The 19,600-nt window shown below is 67.7% G+C and carries 15 protein-coding genes and 1 tRNA gene; 2 read left to right on the forward strand and 14 right to left on the reverse strand.

What is annotated here, in order from left to right; all coding sequences use genetic code 11:
• Positions 1–6: 6 nt before the first annotated feature.
• The 13 genes from rpsG to CTZ28_RS41125 form a co-directional block, all read right to left on the reverse strand.
• On the reverse strand, positions 7–477 hold the full coding sequence (gene rpsG, locus CTZ28_RS41060) for a 30S ribosomal protein S7 (protein ID WP_003992340.1): 471 nt from the start codon (positions 475–477) through the stop codon (positions 7–9).
• 2 nt (positions 478–479) lie between these two features.
• Complete coding sequence (rpsL, locus tag CTZ28_RS41065; protein WP_003948652.1) at positions 480–851, reverse strand: 30S ribosomal protein S12; 372 nt, start codon at positions 849–851, stop codon at positions 480–482.
• A 419-nt stretch (positions 852–1,270) separates the two neighbouring features.
• Positions 1,271–5,170, reverse strand: coding sequence for a DNA-directed RNA polymerase subunit beta' (locus tag CTZ28_RS41070; protein WP_121894862.1), 3,900 nt, complete (start codon positions 5,168–5,170; stop codon positions 1,271–1,273).
• 106 nt (positions 5,171–5,276) lie between these two features.
• The gene (gene rpoB, locus CTZ28_RS41075; protein WP_121894863.1) at positions 5,277–8,762 is read right to left on the reverse strand and encodes a DNA-directed RNA polymerase subunit beta; all 3,486 of its coding nucleotides are present in this window, start codon (positions 8,760–8,762) and stop codon (positions 5,277–5,279) included.
• A gap of 559 nt (positions 8,763–9,321) precedes the next feature.
• Positions 9,322–9,708: a 50S ribosomal protein L7/L12 gene (rplL, locus tag CTZ28_RS41085; protein WP_121894864.1), complete on the reverse strand. Its 387-nt coding sequence runs from the start codon at positions 9,706–9,708 to the stop codon at positions 9,322–9,324.
• A 110-nt stretch (positions 9,709–9,818) separates the two neighbouring features.
• Positions 9,819–10,349: a 50S ribosomal protein L10 gene (rplJ, locus tag CTZ28_RS41090; protein WP_121894865.1), complete on the reverse strand. Its 531-nt coding sequence runs from the start codon at positions 10,347–10,349 to the stop codon at positions 9,819–9,821.
• A gap of 294 nt (positions 10,350–10,643) precedes the next feature.
• The gene (locus CTZ28_RS41095) at positions 10,644–11,483 is read right to left on the reverse strand and encodes an SCO4651 family lipoprotein (RefSeq protein WP_121894866.1); all 840 of its coding nucleotides are present in this window, start codon (positions 11,481–11,483) and stop codon (positions 10,644–10,646) included.
• Between the two features lie 176 nt (positions 11,484–11,659).
• Positions 11,660–12,589: an SCO4651 family lipoprotein gene (locus CTZ28_RS41100; protein WP_121894867.1), complete on the reverse strand. Its 930-nt coding sequence runs from the start codon at positions 12,587–12,589 to the stop codon at positions 11,660–11,662.
• A gap of 163 nt (positions 12,590–12,752) precedes the next feature.
• Entirely contained in the window at positions 12,753–13,478 is a 726-nt protein-coding gene (gene rplA / locus CTZ28_RS41105) for a 50S ribosomal protein L1 (RefSeq protein ID WP_121894868.1), read from the reverse strand.
• Positions 13,479–13,578: 100 nt separating this feature from the next.
• On the reverse strand, positions 13,579–14,013 hold the full coding sequence (gene rplK / locus CTZ28_RS41110; RefSeq protein WP_121894869.1) for a 50S ribosomal protein L11: 435 nt from the start codon (positions 14,011–14,013) through the stop codon (positions 13,579–13,581).
• Between the two features lie 161 nt (positions 14,014–14,174).
• Positions 14,175–15,011: a transcription termination/antitermination protein NusG gene (nusG, locus tag CTZ28_RS41115; protein WP_121894870.1), complete on the reverse strand. Its 837-nt coding sequence runs from the start codon at positions 15,009–15,011 to the stop codon at positions 14,175–14,177.
• An 80-nt stretch (positions 15,012–15,091) separates the two neighbouring features.
• Entirely contained in the window at positions 15,092–15,379 is a 288-nt protein-coding gene (secE, locus tag CTZ28_RS41120; protein ID WP_121894871.1) for a preprotein translocase subunit SecE, read from the reverse strand.
• Between the two features lie 106 nt (positions 15,380–15,485).
• Positions 15,486–15,558 (reverse strand) — tRNA-Trp (locus CTZ28_RS41125).
• Positions 15,559–15,823: 265 nt separating this feature from the next.
• Between CTZ28_RS41125 and CTZ28_RS41130 the strand changes: the two genes are divergently transcribed.
• Together CTZ28_RS41130 and CTZ28_RS41135 are read left to right on the forward strand one after the other, a co-directional pair.
• On the forward strand, positions 15,824–17,050 hold the full coding sequence (locus tag CTZ28_RS41130; RefSeq protein ID WP_121894872.1) for a pyridoxal phosphate-dependent aminotransferase: 1,227 nt from the start codon (positions 15,824–15,826) through the stop codon (positions 17,048–17,050).
• Positions 17,051–17,176: 126 nt separating this feature from the next.
• Positions 17,177–18,217, forward strand: coding sequence for an adenosine deaminase (locus CTZ28_RS41135; RefSeq protein ID WP_121894873.1), 1,041 nt, complete (start codon positions 17,177–17,179; stop codon positions 18,215–18,217).
• A gap of 238 nt (positions 18,218–18,455) precedes the next feature.
• Here the strand turns inward: CTZ28_RS41135 and CTZ28_RS41140 are convergent, their stop codons facing one another.
• Positions 18,456–19,511 carry a UDP-N-acetylmuramate dehydrogenase gene (locus CTZ28_RS41140; RefSeq protein ID WP_121894874.1) on the reverse strand — a complete coding sequence of 352 codons (1,056 nt, stop codon included), beginning with the start codon at positions 19,509–19,511 and terminating at the stop codon, positions 18,456–18,458.
• Between the last annotated feature and the right edge of the window lie 89 nt (positions 19,512–19,600).

The raw sequence follows: 19,600 nt of genomic DNA on the forward strand, positions 1-19,600 counted from the left end.
TAGCGACTACCAGCGGTAGTGCGCGAAGGCCTTGTTGGACTCGGCCATCTTGTGCGTGTCCTCGCGCTTCTTCACCGCGGCACCGAGGCCGTTGGAGGCGTCGAGGAGCTCGTTCAGCAGCCGCTCGGTCATCGTCTTCTCGCGGCGGGCGCGGGAGTAACCGACGAGCCAGCGCAGCGCGAGCGTGTTGGCGCGACCGGGCTTGACCTCGATCGGAACCTGGTACGTCGCACCACCGACACGGCGGGACTTGACCTCGAGGGTCGGCTTGATGTTCTCGAGGGCGCGCTTCAGCGTGATGATCGGGTCGTTGCCCGTCTTCTCGCGCAGACCCTCCATGGCGCCGTAGACGATGCGCTCGGCGGTGGAGCGCTTGCCGTTCAGCAGCACCTTGTTGATCAGGGAGGTCACCAGAGGGGAGCCGTAAACCGGGTCGATGATGACCGGGCGCTTCGGGGCGGGGCCCTTACGAGGCATTCTTACTTCTCCTTCTTGGCGCCGTAACGGCTGCGGGCCTGCTTGCGGTTCTTGACGCCCTGGGTGTCCAGGGAGCCTCGGATGATCTTGTAGCGAACACCCGGCAGGTCCTTCACACGGCCGCCGCGCACGAGCACGATGGAGTGCTCCTGCAGGTTGTGTCCCTCACCCGGAATGTAAGCGGTGACCTCGATGCCGCTGGTCAGACGCACACGCGCGACCTTACGCAGGGCCGAGTTCGGCTTCTTCGGGGTGGTCGTGAACACACGCGTGCAGACGCCACGACGCTGGGGCGAACCCTCGAGTGCGGGCGTCTTGTTCTTCTCGACCTTGTCCTGCCGGCCCTTACGGACCAGCTGCTGGATCGTAGGCACTACTTCTCCGGTTTCTGTGTGCCGATGTGTACAGCTAACCTGGAACGCCTCCGACCCACGCGGTCGGGTGTGTCGAATCCCGCAGACTCCCGCCTGACGGCGGAAAAGTCGCAGATTACGGTGGCCGATGTCGGCTCGCCATGCGGTTGAAGGCACGCACGAGAGCCAGGGCACACCCCAGGCACAAGGTCTGAGCGTACCTAGCGCATTCGCTGCGGTCAAAACAAATGGGACGCGGCCGCCTCGCCCCGCGAGTGATGGCGAGCCCGAGCACCCTGTGTGATCTTCCCATCGCCAGGTCACCGCCCGCGCCGGAGCGGCCGGCGAGGCCTCAGGACCCGCCTGGAACACGGAGCCGAACACGCCGAAGGGCGGTCACCCCGTACCGGAGTGGCCGCCCTTCGGTTCAAGCTGCTCGCTTACTGGTTGTACGGACCGTAGTCGTAGTCCTCCAGCGGCACGGCCTGGCCGGAGCCCGTGCCGAACGGCGAGTAGTCGATGTCGTCGTAGCCGACGGCCGAGTACATCGCGGCCTTGGCCTCCTCGGTCGGCTCGACCCGGATGTTGCGGTAGCGGGACAGACCCGTACCGGCCGGGATGAGCTTACCGATGATGACGTTCTCCTTGAGGCCGATCAGGGAGTCGGACTTGGCGTTGATCGCCGCGTCCGTGAGGACCCTGGTCGTCTCCTGGAAGGACGCGGCCGACAGCCACGACTCCGTCGCCAGCGACGCCTTGGTGATACCCATGAGCTGCGGACGGCCGGAGGCCGGGTGACCGCCCTCCTGGACCACACGACGGTTCTCGTGCTCGAACTTCGAGCGCTCGACCAGCTCACCGGGCAGCAGCTCGGCGTCGCCGGACTCGATGATCGTCACACGGCGCAGCATCTGCCGGATGATGATCTCGATGTGCTTGTCGTGGATCGACACGCCCTGCGAGTTGTACACCTTCTGGACCTCGCCGACCAGGTGGACCTGGACGGCACGCTGACCCAGGATGCGCAGCACGTCGTGCGGGTTGGTGGCACCCACGGTGAGCTTCTGGCCCACCTCGACGTGCTCGCCCTCGCCGACCAGGAGTCGGGCGCGCTTCGAGATCGGGTAGGACGTCTCGTCGCTGCCGTCGTCCGGCGTGATGACGATCTTCTTGGTCTTCTCGGTCTCCTCGATCCGCACGCGGCCGGAGGCCTCGGAGATCGGGGCGACACCCTTCGGGGTACGAGCCTCGAAGAGCTCGACGACACGCGGCAGACCCTGGGTGATGTCGTCACCGGCCACACCACCGGTGTGGAAGGTACGCATCGTCAGCTGGGTGCCGGGCTCACCGATGGACTGGGCGGCGATGATGCCGACCGCCTCACCGATGTCGACCAGCTTGCCGGTGGCCAGCGAGCGGCCGTAGCACATGGCGCAGGTGCCGACCGCGGACTCGCAGGTCAGGACCGAGCGGGTCTTGACCTCCTCGATGCCCTGGAGGATCAGCTCGTCCATGAGCACGTCGCCCAGGTCGGTGCCGGCCGGGGCCAGCACCTTGCCGTCGACCACGATGTCCTCGGCGAGGCAGCGCGCGTACACGGACGTCTCGACGTTCTCCGCCTTGCGCAGGATGCCGTCGGCGCCGCGCTCGGCGATCTGCAGCTTGAGGCCACGGTCGGTGCCGCAGTCCTCCTCGCGGATGATGACGTCCTGCGAGACGTCCACCAGACGACGGGTCAGGTAACCCGAGTCGGCGGTACGCAGAGCGGTGTCCGCGAGACCCTTACGGGCACCGTGCGTGGAGATGAAGTACTCCAGCACGGACAGGCCCTCACGGAACGACGCCTTGATCGGACGCGGGATCGTCTCGTTCTTCGCGTTCGACACCAGACCACGCATACCGGCGATCTGACGCATCTGCATCATGTTGCCTCGTGCACCCGAGTTCACCATCATGAAGATCGGGTTGGTCTTCGGGAAGTTCTCGTTCATCGCCTCGGCGACCTCGTTGGTCGCCTTGGTCCAGATCGCGATGAGCTCCTGCGTGCGCTCGTCCTTGGTGATCAGACCGCGCTCGTACTGCTTCTGGACCTTCTCGTCCTGCGCCTCGTAGCCGCGGACGATCTCCTTCTTCGCCTCGGGAACGACGACGTCGGAGATGGCCACGGTGACACCGGAACGGGTCGCCCAGAAGAAGCCGGCCGCCTTCAGGTTGTCGAGCGTCGCCGCCACGATGACCTTCGGGTAGCGCTCGGCGAGGTCGTTGACGATCTCGGAGAGCTGCTTCTTGCCGACCTCGTAGTCGACGAACGGATAGTCCTCGGGCAGCAGCTCGTTGAAGAGCGCACGGCCCAGCGTGGTCTTCAGCCGGAAGCTGTCGCCGGTCTGGTACTCCGGCTCGCCCTCCTCGACGGCCGGCGGGGTCCAGCCGCGCGGCGGGATGGTGCCCACCGGGAAGCGGATGTCCACCTTCGACTGAAGCGACAGCTCACCGGCGTCGAACGCCATGATCGCCTCGGCCACGGAGGCGAAGGAACGGCCCTCGCCCTTGACGTCGCGCATCTCGCCGTCGGTGGTGAGGAAGAACAGACCGAGGACCATGTCCTGGGTCGGCATCGTCACCGGGCGGCCGTCGGCCGGCTTGAGGATGTTGTTCGAGGACAGCATCAGGATGCGGGCCTCGGCCTGCGCCTCCGCGGACAGCGGCAGGTGCACGGCCATCTGGTCACCGTCGAAGTCCGCGTTGAACGCGGTGCACACGAGCGGGTGGATCTGGATGGCCTTGCCCTCGACGAGCTGCGGCTCGAAGGCCTGGATGCCGAGGCGGTGCAGGGTGGGCGCACGGTTCAGCAGCACCGGGTGCTCGGCGATGACCTCTTCGAGGACGTCGTACACGACGGTGCGGCCGCGCTCCACCATGCGCTTGGCGCTCTTGATGTTCTGCGCGTGGTTCAGGTCGACCAGGCGCTTCATCACGAACGGCTTGAACAGCTCCAGCGCCATGGCCTTCGGCAGACCGCACTGGTGCAGCTTGAGCTGCGGGCCGACGACGATGACGGAACGCGCCGAGTAGTCGACTCGCTTGCCGAGCAGGTTCTGCCGGAAGCGGCCCTGCTTGCCCTTGAGCATGTCGGACAGCGACTTCAGCGGACGGTTGCCGGGGCCCGTGACCGGGCGGCCGCGGCGGCCGTTGTCGAAGAGCGCGTCGACGGCCTCCTGGAGCATGCGCTTCTCGTTGTTCACGATGATCTCGGGCGCACCGAGGTCGAGAAGCCGCTTCAGCCGGTTGTTGCGGTTGATGACACGGCGGTACAGGTCGTTCAGGTCGGAGGTCGCGAAGCGGCCACCGTCCAGCTGCACCATCGGACGCAGGTCCGGCGGGATGACCGGCACGCAGTCGAGAACCATGCCCTTGGGGCTGTTGGACGTCTGCAGGAACGCGGAGACGACCTTCAGCCGCTTGAGCGCACGGGTCTTCTTCTGGCCCTTGCCGGTACGGATGATCTCGCGGAGCTTCTCGGCCTCTTCGTCGAGGTCGAAGGACTCCAGGCGCTTCTGCAGCGCCGCGGCGCCCATCGAGCCGTCGAAGTACGTGCCGAAGCGGTCACGCAGCTCGCGGTAGAGCAGCTCGTCGCCCTCCAGGTCCTGGACCTTGAGGTTCTTGAAGCGGGTCCACACCTCGTCGAGGCGGTCGATCTCGCGCTGCGCACGGTCGCGCAGCTGCTTCATCTCACGCTCGGCACCCTCGCGCACCTTGCGGCGCACGTCGGCCTTGGCGCCCTCGGCCTCCAGCTCGGCGAGGTCCGCCTCCAGCTTCTTGGCACGGCCTTCGAGGTCGGCGTCGCGACGGTTCTCGACCTGCTGCCGCTCCACGGAGACATGCGCCTCCAGGGAGGGCAGGTCGCGGGTGCGGCGCTCCTCGTCGACGTACGTGATCATGTACGCCGCGAAGTAGATGACCTTCTCCAGGTCCTTCGGGGCGAGGTCGAGCAGGTAGCCGAGGCGCGACGGGACGCCCTTGAAGTACCAGATGTGCGTGACGGGCGCGGCCAGCTCGATGTGGCCCATCCGCTCACGGCGCACCTTGGCACGCGTGACCTCGACGCCACAGCGCTCGCAGATGATGCCCTTGAAACGGACGCGCTTGTACTTGCCGCAGTAGCACTCCCAGTCCCGGGTGGGGCCGAAGATCTTCTCGCAGAAGAGGCCGTCCTTCTCGGGCTTGAGGGTGCGGTAGTTGATGGTCTCGGGCTTCTTCACCTCGCCGTGGCTCCACTGACGGATGTCGTCAGCGGTGGCCAGGCCGATCCGGAGCTCGTCGAAGAAGTTGACGTCGAGCACTATGCGTCAATCCCTCTCAGGGTCGTAAGTCTGTGGTCTGAAACGGGGGCCTGGGGGTCGGCGGGGACTGGACCCTCATCTGGGTCCGGTCCCCGCCGGACTCCCGTCAGACCTCTTCGACGCTGCTCGGCTCGCGCCGGGACAGGTCGATGCCGAGCTCCTCCGCAGCGCGGAAGACGTCCTCGTCGGTGTCACGCATCTCGATGGACATACCGTCGCTGGACAGCACCTCCACGTTCAGGCAGAGCGACTGCATCTCCTTGATGAGCACCTTGAAGGACTCGGGGATGCCGGGCTCGGGGATGTTCTCGCCCTTGACGATGGCCTCGTAGACCTTCACGCGGCCGGTGACGTCGTCGGACTTGATGGTCAGCAGCTCCTGGAGGGCGTAGGCGGCGCCGTACGCCTCCAGCGCCCACACCTCCATCTCGCCGAAGCGCTGGCCGCCGAACTGGGCCTTACCACCCAGCGGCTGCTGGGTGATCATGGAGTACGGACCGGTCGAGCGGGCGTGCAGCTTGTCGTCGACCAGGTGGTGCAGCTTCAGGATGTACATGTAGCCGACCGAGATCGGGTCCGGGAAGGGCTCACCGGAGCGGCCGTCGAACAGCCGCGCCTTGCCGGACGGGAGGACCATGCGGTCACCGTCGCGGTTCGGGATGGTGTGCTCCAGCAGACCCGCCAGCTCGTCCTCGCGGGCACCGTCGAACACCGGGGTGGCGACGTTGGTGCGCGGGTCGACCTGGTCGGCGCCGATGTTCTGCAGGCGCTCCGCCCACTCGTCGGCGAGGCCGGAGACGTCCCAGCCCTGGCTGGCGAGCCAGCCGAGGTGGATCTCCAGCACCTGTCCCGGGTTCATTCGGGACGGCACACCGAGCGGGTTCAGGATGATGTCGACCGGGGTGCCGTCCTCCAGGAACGGCATGTCCTCGATCGGCAGGATCTTGGAGATGACGCCCTTGTTGCCGTGCCGGCCGGCGAGCTTGTCACCGTCGGTGATCTTGCGCTTCTGCGCGACGTAGACGCGGACCAACTGGTTCACGCCCGGCGGCAGCTCGTCGCCCTCCTCGCGGTCGAAGACGCGTACGCCGATGACCTTGCCGGTCTCGCCGTGCGGCACCTTCAGCGAGGTGTCACGGACCTCACGGGCCTTCTCACCGAAGATCGCGCGCAGCAGGCGCTCCTCGGGGGTCAGCTCGGTCTCACCCTTCGGGGTCACCTTGCCGACGAGGATGTCACCGGCGATGACCTCGGCACCGATGCGGATGATGCCGCGCTCGTCGAGGTCGGCCAGGACCTCCTCGGAGACGTTCGGGATGTCCCGGGTGATCTCCTCGGGGCCGAGCTTGGTGTCACGGGCGTCGACCTCGTGCTCCTCGATGTGGATCGAGGAGAGGACGTCGTCCTGCACGAGGCGCTGCGACAGGATGATCGCGTCCTCGTAGTTGTGACCCTCCCACGGCATGAACGCCACGAGCAGGTTCTTGCCGAGCGCCATCTCGCCGTTCTGGGTGGCCGGACCGTCGGCGAGGACCTGCCCCTCGACGATCCGGTCGCCCTCGTTGACGATGACCTTCTGGTTGACCGAGGTGCCCTGGTTGGAACGGGCGAACTTGGCCAGGCGATACGTGATGTACGTGCCGTCGTCGTTGGCCGTCGTGATGTAGTCGGCGGAGACCTCCTGGACCACACCGGCCTTCTCGGCCTTGACCACGTCGCCGGCGTCGACGGCGGACCGGTACTCCATGCCGGTGCCGACGAGCGGCGACTCGGACTTGATCAGCGGAACGGCCTGCCGCATCATGTTCGCGCCCATGAGGGCACGGTTGGCGTCGTCGTGCTCCAGGAAGGGGATCATGGCGGTCGCGACCGACACCATCTGGCGCGGCGAGACGTCCATGTAGTCCACGTCCTCGGGGCCGACGTAGTCGACCTCGCCGCCGCGGCGGCGGACCAGCACGCGGGCCTCGGCGAACCGGGACTCGTCGTTCAGCGGCGCGTTGGCCTGCGCGATGACGAAGCGGTCCTCCTCGTCGGCGGTCAGGTAGTCGACCTCGTCGCTGACCTGGCCGTCGACGACCTTGCGGTACGGCGTCTCGATGAAGCCGAACGCGTTGACCCGGCCGTACGAGGCGAGCGAGCCGATCAGACCGATGTTCGGGCCTTCCGGCGTCTCGATCGGGCACATGCGACCGTAGTGCGACGGGTGCACGTCACGGACCTCGAAGCCGGCCCGCTCACGGGAGAGACCACCCGGGCCGAGGGCGTTCAGACGCCGCTTGTGCGTCAGCCCCGACAGCGGGTTGTTCTGGTCCATGAACTGGGACAGCTGGCTGGTGCCGAAGAACTCCTTGATGGAGGCGACGACCGGCCGGATGTTGATCAGGGTCTGCGGCGTGATCGCCTCGACGTCCTGGGTGGTCATGCGCTCGCGCACGACGCGCTCCATACGGGCGAGACCCGTACGGACCTGGTTCTGGATCAGCTCGCCGACGCTGCGGATACGACGGTTGCCGAAGTGGTCGATGTCGTCGGTCTCGACCATGATCGAGCGGCCGGACTCGCCGACCGTCTCGGTCTCACCGGCGTGCAGCTTCACCAGGTACTTGATGGTGGCGATGACGTCGTCGGTGGTGAGCACACCGGCGTCCAGCGGCTCGTCCGCACCGAGCTTCTTGTTGACCTTGTAGCGGCCGACCTTCGCCAGGTCGTAGCGCTTCGGGTTGAAGTAGAGGTTCTCGAGCAGCGTCTGCGCGGCCTCACGCGTAGGGGGCTCGCCCGGGCGCAGCTTGCGGTAGATGTCGAGCAGCGCGTCGTCCTGGCCCTGGGTGTGGTCCTTCTCCAGGGTGGCGCGCATCGACTCGTATTCGCCGAACTCCTCCAGGATCTGCTCGGTCGTCCAGCCGAGCGCCTTCAGGAGGACGGTGACGGACTGCTTGCGCTTGCGGTCGATGCGGACACCGACCATGTCGCGCTTGTCGATCTCCATCTCCAGCCAGGCACCCCGGGACGGGATGATCTTGGCGGAGAAGATGTCCTTGTCGGACGTCTTGTCGATGCTGGAGTCGAAGTAGACACCGGGGGAACGGACCAGCTGGGACACCACGACACGCTCGGTGCCGTTGATGACGAAAGTGCCCTTGTTCGTCATGAGCGGGAAGTCGCCCATGAAGACGGTCTGGGACTTGATCTCGCCGGTCTCGTTGTTGGTGAACTCGGCCGTGACGAAGAGCGGGGCGGCGTACGTGAAGTCGCGCTCCTTGCACTCGTCGATCGAGTTCTTCGGCGGCTCGAAGCGGTGGTCCCGGAAGGTCAGCGACATCGACCCGGAGAAGTCCTCGATCGGGGAGATCTCCTCGAAGATCTCCTCCAGACCGGACTTGGTGGGGACGTCCTGACCGTTCTCAAGAGCCTCCTCGACCCGAGTCTGCCAGGCGGTGTTGCCGAGCAGCCAGTCAAAGCTCTCGGTCTGCAGCGCGAGCAGGTTCGGAACCTCGAGAGGCTCCTTGATCTTTGCAAAGGAAATGCGCAGCGGGGCGGTGCTGGCGCCGTTATTCGTATTCGCGATCGAGGCGTTGCGCGAGGCGGCCAAGAGGGGGTCCTTCCGAGGGCTCGGACTCACTACGCGCGTACCGGCCCCTCTCCCGTGCGGGACGACAGAAACCCCAGGTCAGGGTAGGTTCGGTCATCGATGCTCGAGTGAGGACAGACCCCTGGTGACGGGCAGGGGACAGCTAACAGGCAGCGCAAAGGGTCAGTGTAGCCACTCGGCACACTGATGTCCAGTCCCGCTTTTCGGAGACCCTCGTTGTCCTCAACGCCTGCGCCATGCCTGCCTTCAACGCACGTTGATACTGCCCTCTTCGTCGTCGATCCATGCCTCGGATCTCGGATCGTTGTGACGACGCGTCCTGAGAATTGCGCGCTGCGTGCGGTTCGTCAAGGCCCCCCAGTCCAACCCGGGCTTCCAGGGACACGACGAAGATCACCATACCCCCCGCTCGCTCGGGTGCAAGGCAACCGCGGTCGGACCTCCGGGAAAGCCGAAGAGCGACCACCCGGATGGATGATCGCTCCTCGGTGTGCTCGCGTTACAGCCCGCTCAGGGCCGCAAGGGGCGTGCGACGGGGTTCGCGGAACCCCGGAAGGCCTTACTTGACCTCGACGGAGGCACCGGCGCCCTCGAGGGACTCCTTGGCCTTGTCCGCGGCCTCCTTGTTGACCTTCTCCAGAACCGGCTTCGGCGCACCGTCGACCAGGTCCTTGGCCTCCTTCAGGCCCAGGGAGGTCAGCTCGCGCACGACCTTGATGACCTGGATCTTCTTCTCGCCGGCGCCGGTGAGGACGACGTCGAACTCGTCCTTCTCCTCGGGGGCCTCGGCCGCGGCGCCCGGGGCACCCGGGGCGGCAACGGCGACCGCGGCAGCGGCAGCGGTGACGTCGAACTTCTCCTCGAACGCCTTCACGAACTCGGAGAGCTGGATGAGGGTCATCGACTCGAACTCGGCGAGCAGTTCGTCCTGGGTGAGAGCCATGATGGCTTTCCTTCCACTAATTCGGCTGGTGCCGGATGTACATGTCTGGCGGGCGTACGTGCGGCCCGCTACGACCTCCGCCGCAGGCGGCGGTGGTCATGTCGCGAGCCGAATTACTCGGCACCGCCCTGCTCGGCCTGCTTGGCGCGCAGCGCGTCCACGGTGCGGACGAGCTTCGACGGGAGCGCCTGGAAGACCTGAGCAGCCTGGGTCTGCTTGCCCTTCAGAGCGCCCGCCAGCTTGGCGAGCAGAACCTCGCGGGACTCGAGGTCCGCAAGCTTCTTGATCTCGTCGGCAGACAGCGCCTTGCCGTCAAGGACACCGCCCTTGATGACGAGATTCGGGTTGTCCTTGGCAAAGTCACGGAGACCCTTCGCCGACTCCACCGGGTCACCGGTGACGAAGGCGACAGCCGTCGGACCGTTGAACAGGTCGTCCAGCGTCGTGATCCCGGCCTCGTTGGCCGCAATCTTGGTCAGCGTGTTCTTCACCACGGCGTACTGGGCGTTCTCACCGAGCGACCGGCGCAGCGTCTTGAGCTGCGCCACGGTGAGACCGCGGTACTCGGTCAGCATGGCAGCGCTGGAGTTGCGGAACTGCTCCGTCAACTCGGCCACTGCGGCAGCCTTGTCGGGCCTCGCCATAGAGCCTCGGCCTCCTTCCGGGTGATTCTGACCGCGCGGACCCGAAGGAGGACTGGGGAAACGAAACGCCCCGGCACAGGTGCACGGGGCGGACTCGACCGGTCGTACACGCGCTGGCGCGCGCACTCCGGGAGTTCTTCCTCTGTCACCTGCGCGGGTCGCCCACTTTTCAGCGGATCCTTCGGCCACCGCGCGCTCGGACGAACGCGCGGCAACGACCAGCGGTCTTTGGCTTCCGTAGGAGAGTAGAGGAACGGATCGCTGTCAAGCAAATCCGTCCGTAGGGGCCCAGGCTCAGCCCTGCTCGGCCGACTGCATCATCTCGGCCAGGTCGGCGGTGTCCTTGGCGGGCGGAGCGGTGACCTTCACCGGCTCGTTGTAGTCGAGGAAGGTGATCGTCATGTCGAGCGGACCCTTCTTGGCGTCGCCGCGCATGCGGAACTGCTTCGTGTGGTTCTCCCCGTCGATCCACATGTCCATGGTCATCGCGTCGATGCCCATCTCCTCGTACTGCTCGATGCTCGCCTCGCGCCGCTCGCGGACCTCCTTGTCCTCGTCCTTGAGCGTGGCCCGCAGGTCGTCGAGGCTGACCGTGCCCTTGTAGTGGGTGGTCTCCACGCCGTCGACGGTCTCGGTGCCGACCTCCTTCACGTCCTTGGAGCCGGTGAGGAAGGTGGAGTCGGCGGCCGGGTTCTTGCCGGCCTCGCCGGCGCCGAGCTGGTCCATGTCGAGCCCGCCCTCCTTGCCGAGGGCGGACATGTCGAACTTGATCCAGCTCTTGCCGTCCATCTCCTTGGCCATCTCGGCGTTGCCGCCGAGATACATCGCCTTGTCGACGAGCCGGATCTCCATCTCTCCGTCGGTGGCCTTGTCCTCGACCGCCATCTTCATGCTCATGGCCAGCGGCTCGATGCTCATCGCCGCCTCGCCCTTGATCCGGCCCTCGCCCGGGACACTGCCGGTCAGCCGGTAGCGGAACGACGTGATGTCGTCCGCGTTCTGCGCGGCCTTGGCGATGGCCGCCACCGGCTCCAGCGCGGGCGACTTCGCCTCGCCGTCCTTCGCGCCGCAGCCGACCGCACCCCCGGCGAGGAGCAGGACGGCAAGACCGGTGGCCCCCACAGACGACCTCATGGACACAGCAGACCTCATCTTCCCCCCACGTCACACGTGGAACACATGGAACACATGCCCGATTCACAGTAAACGGCTAGATCGTATCCGGCGCGAAACCGCGGAGTCTTCCGGGTTTGTCGGTGCCCCTTGGTGAATGCTTGGCGAACGCTTGACCGGACAGGGCTCAGGAGGACTCAGGCACTGCTTCCGCCCTGCCGGCCGACGAGGGCCCTGAAGTCCTGGGTGTCGGCGGCCGGGGGCTCCTGGACCGAGACCCGCACGCCGTAGTCGCTGTAGTACGCGGTGCTGGTCATCGTTCCGTTCGCCGTGTCACCCTGCTCGACCTTCTTGACCAGCAGATCCTGGTCGTTGACCCAGATGTCGACGGTCTCGGTGGTGATGCCGGCCTGGTCGAGCTGCTTCTTCAGCTCGGCCAGCCGGCTCGCGTCGAGGTGGGAGTTGCGGGTGGCCAGGTCGGCGACCTCCACCGTCCCGGAGTAGTGCGTGGTGTGCTGGCCGGACACCTTCTCCTCGCCGACCTTCCGCACATCCCCCGAGGCCAGCAGGAGCTTCACGGACTGGTTCGGCGTGGAGCTCCGCATCTGGTCCCTGAGATATGCGCCGGAGTCGGCGCCGAGGTCGGCCAGGTCGGCGTGGGCGTACCTGATCCAGTGCTTGCCGCCCACCTGTTCGGCGAAGGCGTCGCTCATCCTGGCGTAGTAGGCGTCGGGCAGATAGCGGGTCTGCATCGAGGTGACGCCGAGCCGGCGCATCGCGTCGGCCACCGTGCCGCCGGTGTAGCCGATGGTGAGCGTGCCGGTGAGGCCGTCACCCCAACCGAGGGAGCCGTCCGCCGTCATGGACAGCACGGAGCCCATGGTGGTCGTGGAGCGGACCTCGGCCGACTCGGCCCGGTCCGTGGACCGCTCGGCGGAGCGCAGGGCCGCGAGGGAGCTGACGCGCGTCGCACTCTTCCCCGCCGCCTCGTCGCCCCCGGCGGAGCCGCCGGAAGAACCTCCGGAGGAGCCGCCGGACGAGCCCGGGGAGCCGCAGGCGGCCACCGCCACCAGCGTGGCCGCCACCGCCGCCGAGCGCGTCATGCGGCGCAGGGTCGTGCTCTTCATGTCGTCCCACCCCTGTGCGAGTCCGGTGTGCGCACGCTAACGCAGCGCACTGACAGCCGTACGGGAAGTCGCACAAAGAAAGGACGGGCCCCGCACCTCGGAAGGTTGCGGGGCCCGCCCTTGTCGACGCGTACCTGACGCGGCAGCCGGGGTGAGCTCAGGCTCAGACGGCGGCCGGGTCCTCCTCGACGAGGAGGTTGCGGGTGCGGTTCGGGTCGACCGGGATGCCGGGGCCCATCGTGGTGGTGATGGCGGCCTTCTTGATGTAGCGGCCCTTGGCGGCGGACGGCTTCAGACGGAGGATCTCCTCCAGCGCGGCCCCGTAGTTCTCCACCAGCTTGCTGTCGTCGAACGACGTCTTGCCGATGATGAAGTGCAGGTTCGAGTGCTTGTCGACGCGGAACTCGATCTTGCCGCCCTTGATGTCGCCCACGGCCTTGGTCACGTCGGGGGTGACGGTGCCGGTCTTCGGGTTCGGCATCAGACCACGCGGGCCGAGGACACGGCCGAGCCGGCCGACCTTGCCCATGAGGTCAGGGGTGGCGACGACGGCGTCGAAGTCCAGACGGCCCTTCGACACCTCGTCGATCAGCTCGTCGGCGCCGACGATGTCGGCGCCCGCGGCACGCGCGGCCTCGGCACGGTCACCGGTCGCGAAGACCAGGACCCGGGCGGTCTTACCGGTGCCGTGCGGAAGGTTCACGGTGCCACGGACCATCTGGTCGGCCTTGCGCGGGTCGACACCCAGACGGAAGGCGACCTCGACGGTGCCGTCGAACTTGGTCGTGGAGGTCTCCTTGGCGAGACGGACGGCCTCGAGCGGGGCGTACTGCTTCTCCCGGTCGACCTTGGCGTCCGCAGCGCGGAGGGCCTTGCTGCGCTTGCTCACAACTGCTCCTGAGGTGTTCTGAAAGGAGTCGTGGTACGGGCCGAGCAGGCCCTGCCACGTGCGACGTCACACCGCCGCATGGGTTCTGCGAGGTGGGGACTCAGCCCTCGACCGTGACGCCCATGGAACGGGCGGTGCCGGCGATGATCTTCGCGGCGGCGTCCAGGTCGTTGGCGTTGAGGTCGGGCAGCTTGGTCTGGGCGATCTCGCGGACCTGCGCCTCGGTGATCTTGGCGACCTTGGTCTTGTGCGGCTCGCCGGAGCCCTTCTCGACGCCCGCGGCCTTGAGGATCATCTTCGCGGCCGGCGGAGTCTTGGTCACGAAGGTGAAGGAACGGTCCTCGTAGACCGTGATCTCCACCGGGATGACCCAGCCACGCTGCGACTCGGTCGCGGCGTTGTAGGCCTTGCAGAACTCCATGATGTTGACGCCGTGCTGACCCAGCGCGGGGCCGACCGGCGGAGCCGGGTTGGCCGCGCCGGCCTGGATCTGGAGCTTGATCAGCCCCGTGACCTTCTTCTTCTTGGGAGGCATGTGCTCTCTCCGGGTCCTTAGTGAGAGTGTTCCGCCATCCGATCCGGATCATCCGGACGGAGGCATACCGCACAACGATAACGGGTATCCCCGTGCGGCCAAAAACCGAGCAGGTCAGGCGATCGCCTGACCTGCTCGGAAGCAATCCGTCCGAGAGGACGTCAGTTCTTCTGGATCTGGTCGAAGGACAGCTCGACCGGCGTTTCGCGGCCGAAGATCTCCACCAGGCCCTTGACCTTCTTCGAGTCCGGGTTGATCTCGTTGATGGTGGCCTGCAGCGTGGCGAACGGGCCGTCGGTGACGGTGACCGAGTCGCCGACCTCGAAGTCCAGCACCTGGACCTCGACCTTGCGCTGCGGGGCGGGCTTGCCCTCGGCCTCGGCGGCCTCGCGGGCGGCCTTCTCCTCGGCCTCCGGGGCGAGCATCTTGACGATCTCGTCCAGGGTCAGCGGGTAAGGGTCGTAGGCGTTGCCGACGAAGCCGGTGACGCCCGGCGTGTTGCGGACGACGCCCCAGGACTCGTTGGTCAGGTCCATGCGGACCAGGACGTAACCCGGCAGCTTGTTCTGCTTGATCGTCTTGCGGTCGCCGTTCTTGATCTGGACGACCTCTTCCTGCGGCACCTCGGCCTGGAAGATGTAGTCCTCGACGTTCAGCGAGACGGCGCGCTGCTCCAGGTTGGTCTTCACGCGGTTCTCGTAGCCGGCGTAGGTGTGGATGACGTACCACTCGCCGGGCAGCGAACGCAGTTCCTCCCGGAGCGCCACGACGGGGTCGACGGGCTCCGCGGGCTCCTCCTCGGCGGCCTCGCCCTCGGCAACCTCGTCCTCGTCCACGACCTGCAGGGCGGCCTCCTCGGCCGGCTCCCCCGCCTCGGCCTCGGCAGCCTCGAACTCGTCCTGCTCGTCCGCGCCCTCGACGATGTCGAGCTCGTCGTCAACCGCCTCGGCGGCATTCCCGCGAGGCTCAATGGCGCCGTTCAGGTTCGGGTCAGACACGATGGCTGCTTCTTCCTGGATACATAGAGGTGGAACATGCGAAAAGGGGCGCCGGTACCACGGCGCCCTTCGCTCTTGGCTCAGCCGAAGACGTACTTGGCCGCGTGGTTGAGCCCATAGTCAATCACGGTCACCAACGCGATCATGATGGCGACGAAGAAGATCACCACGGTGGTGTACGACGTCAGCTGGTTACGCGTCGGCCAGACGACCTTGCGGAGTTCCGCGACAATCTGGCGGTAGAAGATCGCCAGGCGCTTCAGCGGGCCCTTCTTGGCGCGCTTGCCACCCTTGCGGCCCTTCTTCTTGGACTCCGGTACCTCGTCCTGGGCATCAGGAGTGTCGATGGAGCCCACGGCGTCCGTCATTCGTCCTCACCTGATCCCGGGTCGTGGCCGTGCCGCGCCCGGTTCTGAGCCGCACGGCGGTGCAATGCTGTACGTACATGCGCACACATCCTGGCGGTGTGTGTAGCAGGGCCGGAGGGACTTGAACCCCCAACCGCTGGTTTTGGAGACCAGTGCTCTACCAATTGAGCTACGACCCTTTGATGTTTGATGTCCCCCAACGTACCGCATCCGACCGGGTGCACGGTGTACACCGGCTCGGCGGCGGCTGCCGAAGGCCAACGAGGTGAGAGTGTACGTGGTCCCGGGCCCGGCGTCGAACAGTAAGTGCCCGTCCGAGCGCCGTAATGCAAGATCGTCCTGGCCGGAGGCCGAATCCGCACGCTTGTTCACGGCGCGGCCCCTTGCCGTTCAGTCTGTGAAACCCGCGTGCCGGGGACATTTCCAGTCTGAAACGATGGCTCCATGAGCGCTGCAACCCCTCCCACCGAGCGCCGGGTCTCCGCCCGAGTCGGCGCGATCTCCGAGTCCGCCACCCTCGCCGTGGACGCCAAGGCCAAGGCCCTCAAGGCCGCCGGGCGTCCGGTGATCGGCTTCGGCGCCGGCGAGCCCGACTTCCCGACGCCCGGCTACATCGTCGAGGCCGCGATCGAGGCCTGCAAGAACCCGAAGTACCACCGGTACACCCCGGCGGGCGGCCTGCCCGAGCTGAAGGCCGCGATCGCCGCGAAGACGCTGCGCGACTCGAACTACGAGGTCGACCCGGCGCAGATCCTGGTCACCAACGGCGGCAAGCAGGCCATCTACGAGGCCTTCGCCGCGATCCTCGACCCGGGCGACGAGGTCATCGTCCCGGCGCCGTACTGGACGACGTACCCGGAGTCGATCCGCCTCGCCGGCGGTGTCCCGGTGGAGGTCGTCGCGGACGAGACGACCGGCTACCGGGTGAGCGTGGAGCAGCTGGAGGCTGCGCGCACGGAGAAGACGAAGGTCGTCCTCTTCGTCTCCCCCTCCAACCCGACCGGCGCGGTCTACACCGAGCAGGAGGCCGAGGCGATCGGCCGCTGGGCGGTCGAGCACGGCCTGTGGGTGCTGACGGACGAGATCTACGAGCACCTCGTGTACGGCGACGCGACGTTCACCTCGCTGCCCGCGATCCTGCCGGAGCTGCGCGACAAGTGCATCGTCGTCAACGGCGTCGCGAAGACGTACGCGATGACCGGCTGGCGCGTGGGCTGGGTCATCGGCCCCAAGGACGTCGTCAAGGCCGCCACGAACCTCCAGTCGCACGCCACGTCGAACGTGTCGAACGTCGCGCAGGTGGCGGCACTCGCCGCGGTCTCCGGCGACCTGAAGGCCGTGGCGGAGATGCGCGAGGCCTTCGACCGGCGGCGCCGGACGATCGTACGGATGCTGAGCGAGATCGACGGCGTGGTCTGCCCGGAGCCGGAGGGCGCGTTCTACGCGTACCCGTCGGTGAAGGCGCTGCTCGGCAAGGAGATCCGGGGCAAGCGCCCGCAGAACTCGGTGGAGCTGGCCGCGCTGATCCTGGAGGAGGCCGAGGTCGCGGTCGTCCCGGGCGAGGCCTTCGGCACCCCGGGCTATCTGCGGCTGTCCTACGCCCTCGGTGACGAGGACCTGGTCGAGGGCGTGAGCCGGATCCAGAAGCTGCTCGCGGAGGCCAGGGACTGAACCCGGTCACGGTGCGTGGGCCGGCGGGCCGTCTCCTTCGGGGGGCGGCCCGCTTCTATGTGCGAGCAAGACCACGAACGGGGAAACGGCTACCGGGACGCGGGCCGCGTGCGGCAAGATCCTGGAATGGAGCGTGTACGTGATGTCTCTGACCTGCCCAAGGCCCATCTCCACCTGCACTTCACCGGCTCGATGCGGCCCAGCACCCTGCTGGAACTGGCCGACAAGCACGGCGTGCGCCTGCCCGAGGCACTGACCGACGCACTGACCAGCGGCGAGCCGCCGCGGCTGCGGGCCACGGACGAGCGGGGCTGGTTCCGCTTCCAGCGGCTGTACGACGCGGCACGCTCCTGCCTCCGGGACCCGGAAGACATCCAGCGCCTGGTCCGGGAGGCCGCGGAGGAGGACCTGAAGGACGGCTCCGGCTGGCTGGAGATCCAGGTCGACCCGACGTCGTACGCACCGCGCCTGGGCGGCCTCATCCCGGCCCTGGAGATCATCCTGGACGCCGTGCACACGGCGTCGCGGGACACCGGTCTTGGCATGCGGGTGCTGGTGGCGGCCAACCGCATGAGGCACCCGCTGGACGCCCGCACACTGGCCCGGCTCGCGGTGCGGTTCGCGGACCGTGGCGTGGTCGGCTTCGGCCTGTCGAACGACGAACGCCGGGGCATGGCACGGGACTTCGACCGCGCCTTCCACATCGCGCGCGAGGGCGGACTGCTGTCGGCCCCGCACGGCGGGGAGCTGACCGGCCCGTCCTCGGTCCGCGACTGCCTCGACGACCTGAACGCGACCCGGGTCGGCCACGGGGTGCGCGCGGCGGAGGACCCGCGCCTGCTGAAGCGGCTCGCGGACCGGGAGGTGACCTGCGAGGTCTGCCCGGCGTCGAACGTGGCGCTGGGCGTGTACGAGAAGCCGGAGGACGTCCCGCTGCGCACGCTCTTCGAGGCGGGGGTGCCGATGGCGCTGGGCGCCGACGATCCGCTGCTGTTCGGCTCACGCCTGGCCGCCCAGTACCGGCTGGCCCGCGAGCACCACGCCTTCACGGACGCGGAACTGGCGGAGCTGGCCCGCCAGTCGGTCAGAGCCTCGGCCGCACCACCGAACGTACGGACGAAGCTACTGGCAGGCATCGACGACTGGCTCACCCACCCGACGACCTGAAACCTTCTTACCCAAGCCCCAAAGGGGCGCGGGGAACTGCGCAACCAGCCACAACGATGCCGCAGACGAACACCAGCGCGCACCCCCGGAAAGGGGCGCGGGGAACTGCGCAACCAGCCACAACGGCGCCGCAGACGAATACCGGCGCGCACCCCCCGAAAGGGGCGCGGGGAACTGCGCAACCGGCCAAGAACCCAGCCGCACGGAACCGACGACCCAACCGGCCCACCCAGCGGAGCTACAGGCTCACACCCACCGTCACCGGCTCATTGACCAGGGTGATCCCGAAGGCCGCGCGGACTCCGCCGACGACCTCCCGGGCCAGCGCGAGCAGATCCTCCGTGGTGGCCCCGCCCCGGTTGGTGAGGGCAAGAGTGTGCTTGGTGGAGATGCGCGCGGGCCCGCTGCCGTACCCCTTGGTGAAGCCCGCCTTGTCGATCAGCCAGGCCGCGGAGGTCTTGGTGCGGCCGTCGCCCGCGGGATACGCGGGCGGCTCGGCACCGTCGCCGAGCCGTTCCCGCACGCGCGCGTGGAACGCCGCGAACTCCGCGTCCGTGAGGATCGGGTTGGTGAAGAAGGACCCCGCGGACCAGGTGTCGTGATCCTCGGGGTCGAGAACCATGCCCTTACCCGCACGCAGCTTCAGAACGGCCTCGCGCGCCGCGGCCAGCGGTACCCGGTCGCCGGGCCGCACACCGAGCGCCCGGGCCGCCTCGGCGTATCTGACCGGCGCCGACAGCCCGTCCGCGTCCTCCAGCGCGAAGCGGACACGCAGCACGACGTACCGCTCGGGGTCGGCCTTGAAGCGGCTGTGCCGGTACGAGAACGCGCACTCGGCATTGGTGAGCGTGACCGTCTCCCGGGCCGTCCGGTCGTAGGCGATCACCTCGGTGATGGTGGCGGAGACCTCCTGGCCGTACGCCCCGACGTTCTGGATCGGGGTCGCGCCCGCGGAGCCCGGGATCCCGGCGAGGCACTCGACGCCCGCGAGCCCGGCCTCGACGGTACGGGCGACGGCGTCGGTCCACACCTCGCCAGCCGCCAGCTCCAGGCGCGTGCCGTCACGTTCGAACCCGCGGGTGGCGATGCGCAGGGCGGTGCCGTCGAAGCCCTTGTCGCCGATGACCAGGTTCGACCCGCCGCCGATCAGCAGCAGGGGGGTGCCGCTGTCGTCGGCCTCGCGGACGGCGGCGACGACCTCGGCGTCGGTGGTGGCGGTGACCAGCCGGGTGGCGGGTCCGCCCAGCCGGAAGGTGGTCAGCGGGGCGAGGGGGGCGTCGTGGAGTTCCTGCACGCGCCCAAGACTACGAGACGGCACCGACATCGCCGGCCGGCCCACGGCCACGCGCGCGTACGGCCCCGCCGGGAGGGACGGAACCGTAC

The sequence above is a fragment of the Streptomyces shenzhenensis genome, assembly GCF_003688995.1.
Lineage (GTDB): Bacteria > Actinomycetota > Actinomycetes > Streptomycetales > Streptomycetaceae > Streptomyces > Streptomyces shenzhenensis_A.

Bases quoted from the DNA above. Each gene is read 5' to 3' on its own strand.
- CTZ28_RS41100 (WP_121894867.1), bottom strand. From the start codon at position 12,589: ATGAAGAGCACGACCCTGCGCCGCATGACGCGCTCGGCGGCGGTGGCG.
- rpsG (WP_003992340.1), bottom strand. From the start codon at position 477: ATGCCTCGTAAGGGCCCCGCCCCGAAGCGCCCGGTCATCATCGACCCG.
- rplK (WP_121894869.1), bottom strand. From the start codon at position 14,013: ATGCCTCCCAAGAAGAAGAAGGTCACGGGGCTGATCAAGCTCCAGATC.
- rplJ (WP_121894865.1), bottom strand. From the start codon at position 10,349: ATGGCGAGGCCCGACAAGGCTGCCGCAGTGGCCGAGTTGACGGAGCAG.
- CTZ28_RS41095 (WP_121894866.1), bottom strand. From the start codon at position 11,483: ATGAGGTCGTCTGTGGGGGCCACCGGTCTTGCCGTCCTGCTCCTCGCC.
- CTZ28_RS41130 (WP_121894872.1), top strand. From the start codon at position 15,824: ATGAGCGCTGCAACCCCTCCCACCGAGCGCCGGGTCTCCGCCCGAGTC.
- secE (WP_121894871.1), bottom strand. From the start codon at position 15,379: ATGACGGACGCCGTGGGCTCCATCGACACTCCTGATGCCCAGGACGAG.
- CTZ28_RS41135 (WP_121894873.1), top strand. From the start codon at position 17,177: ATGGAGCGTGTACGTGATGTCTCTGACCTGCCCAAGGCCCATCTCCAC.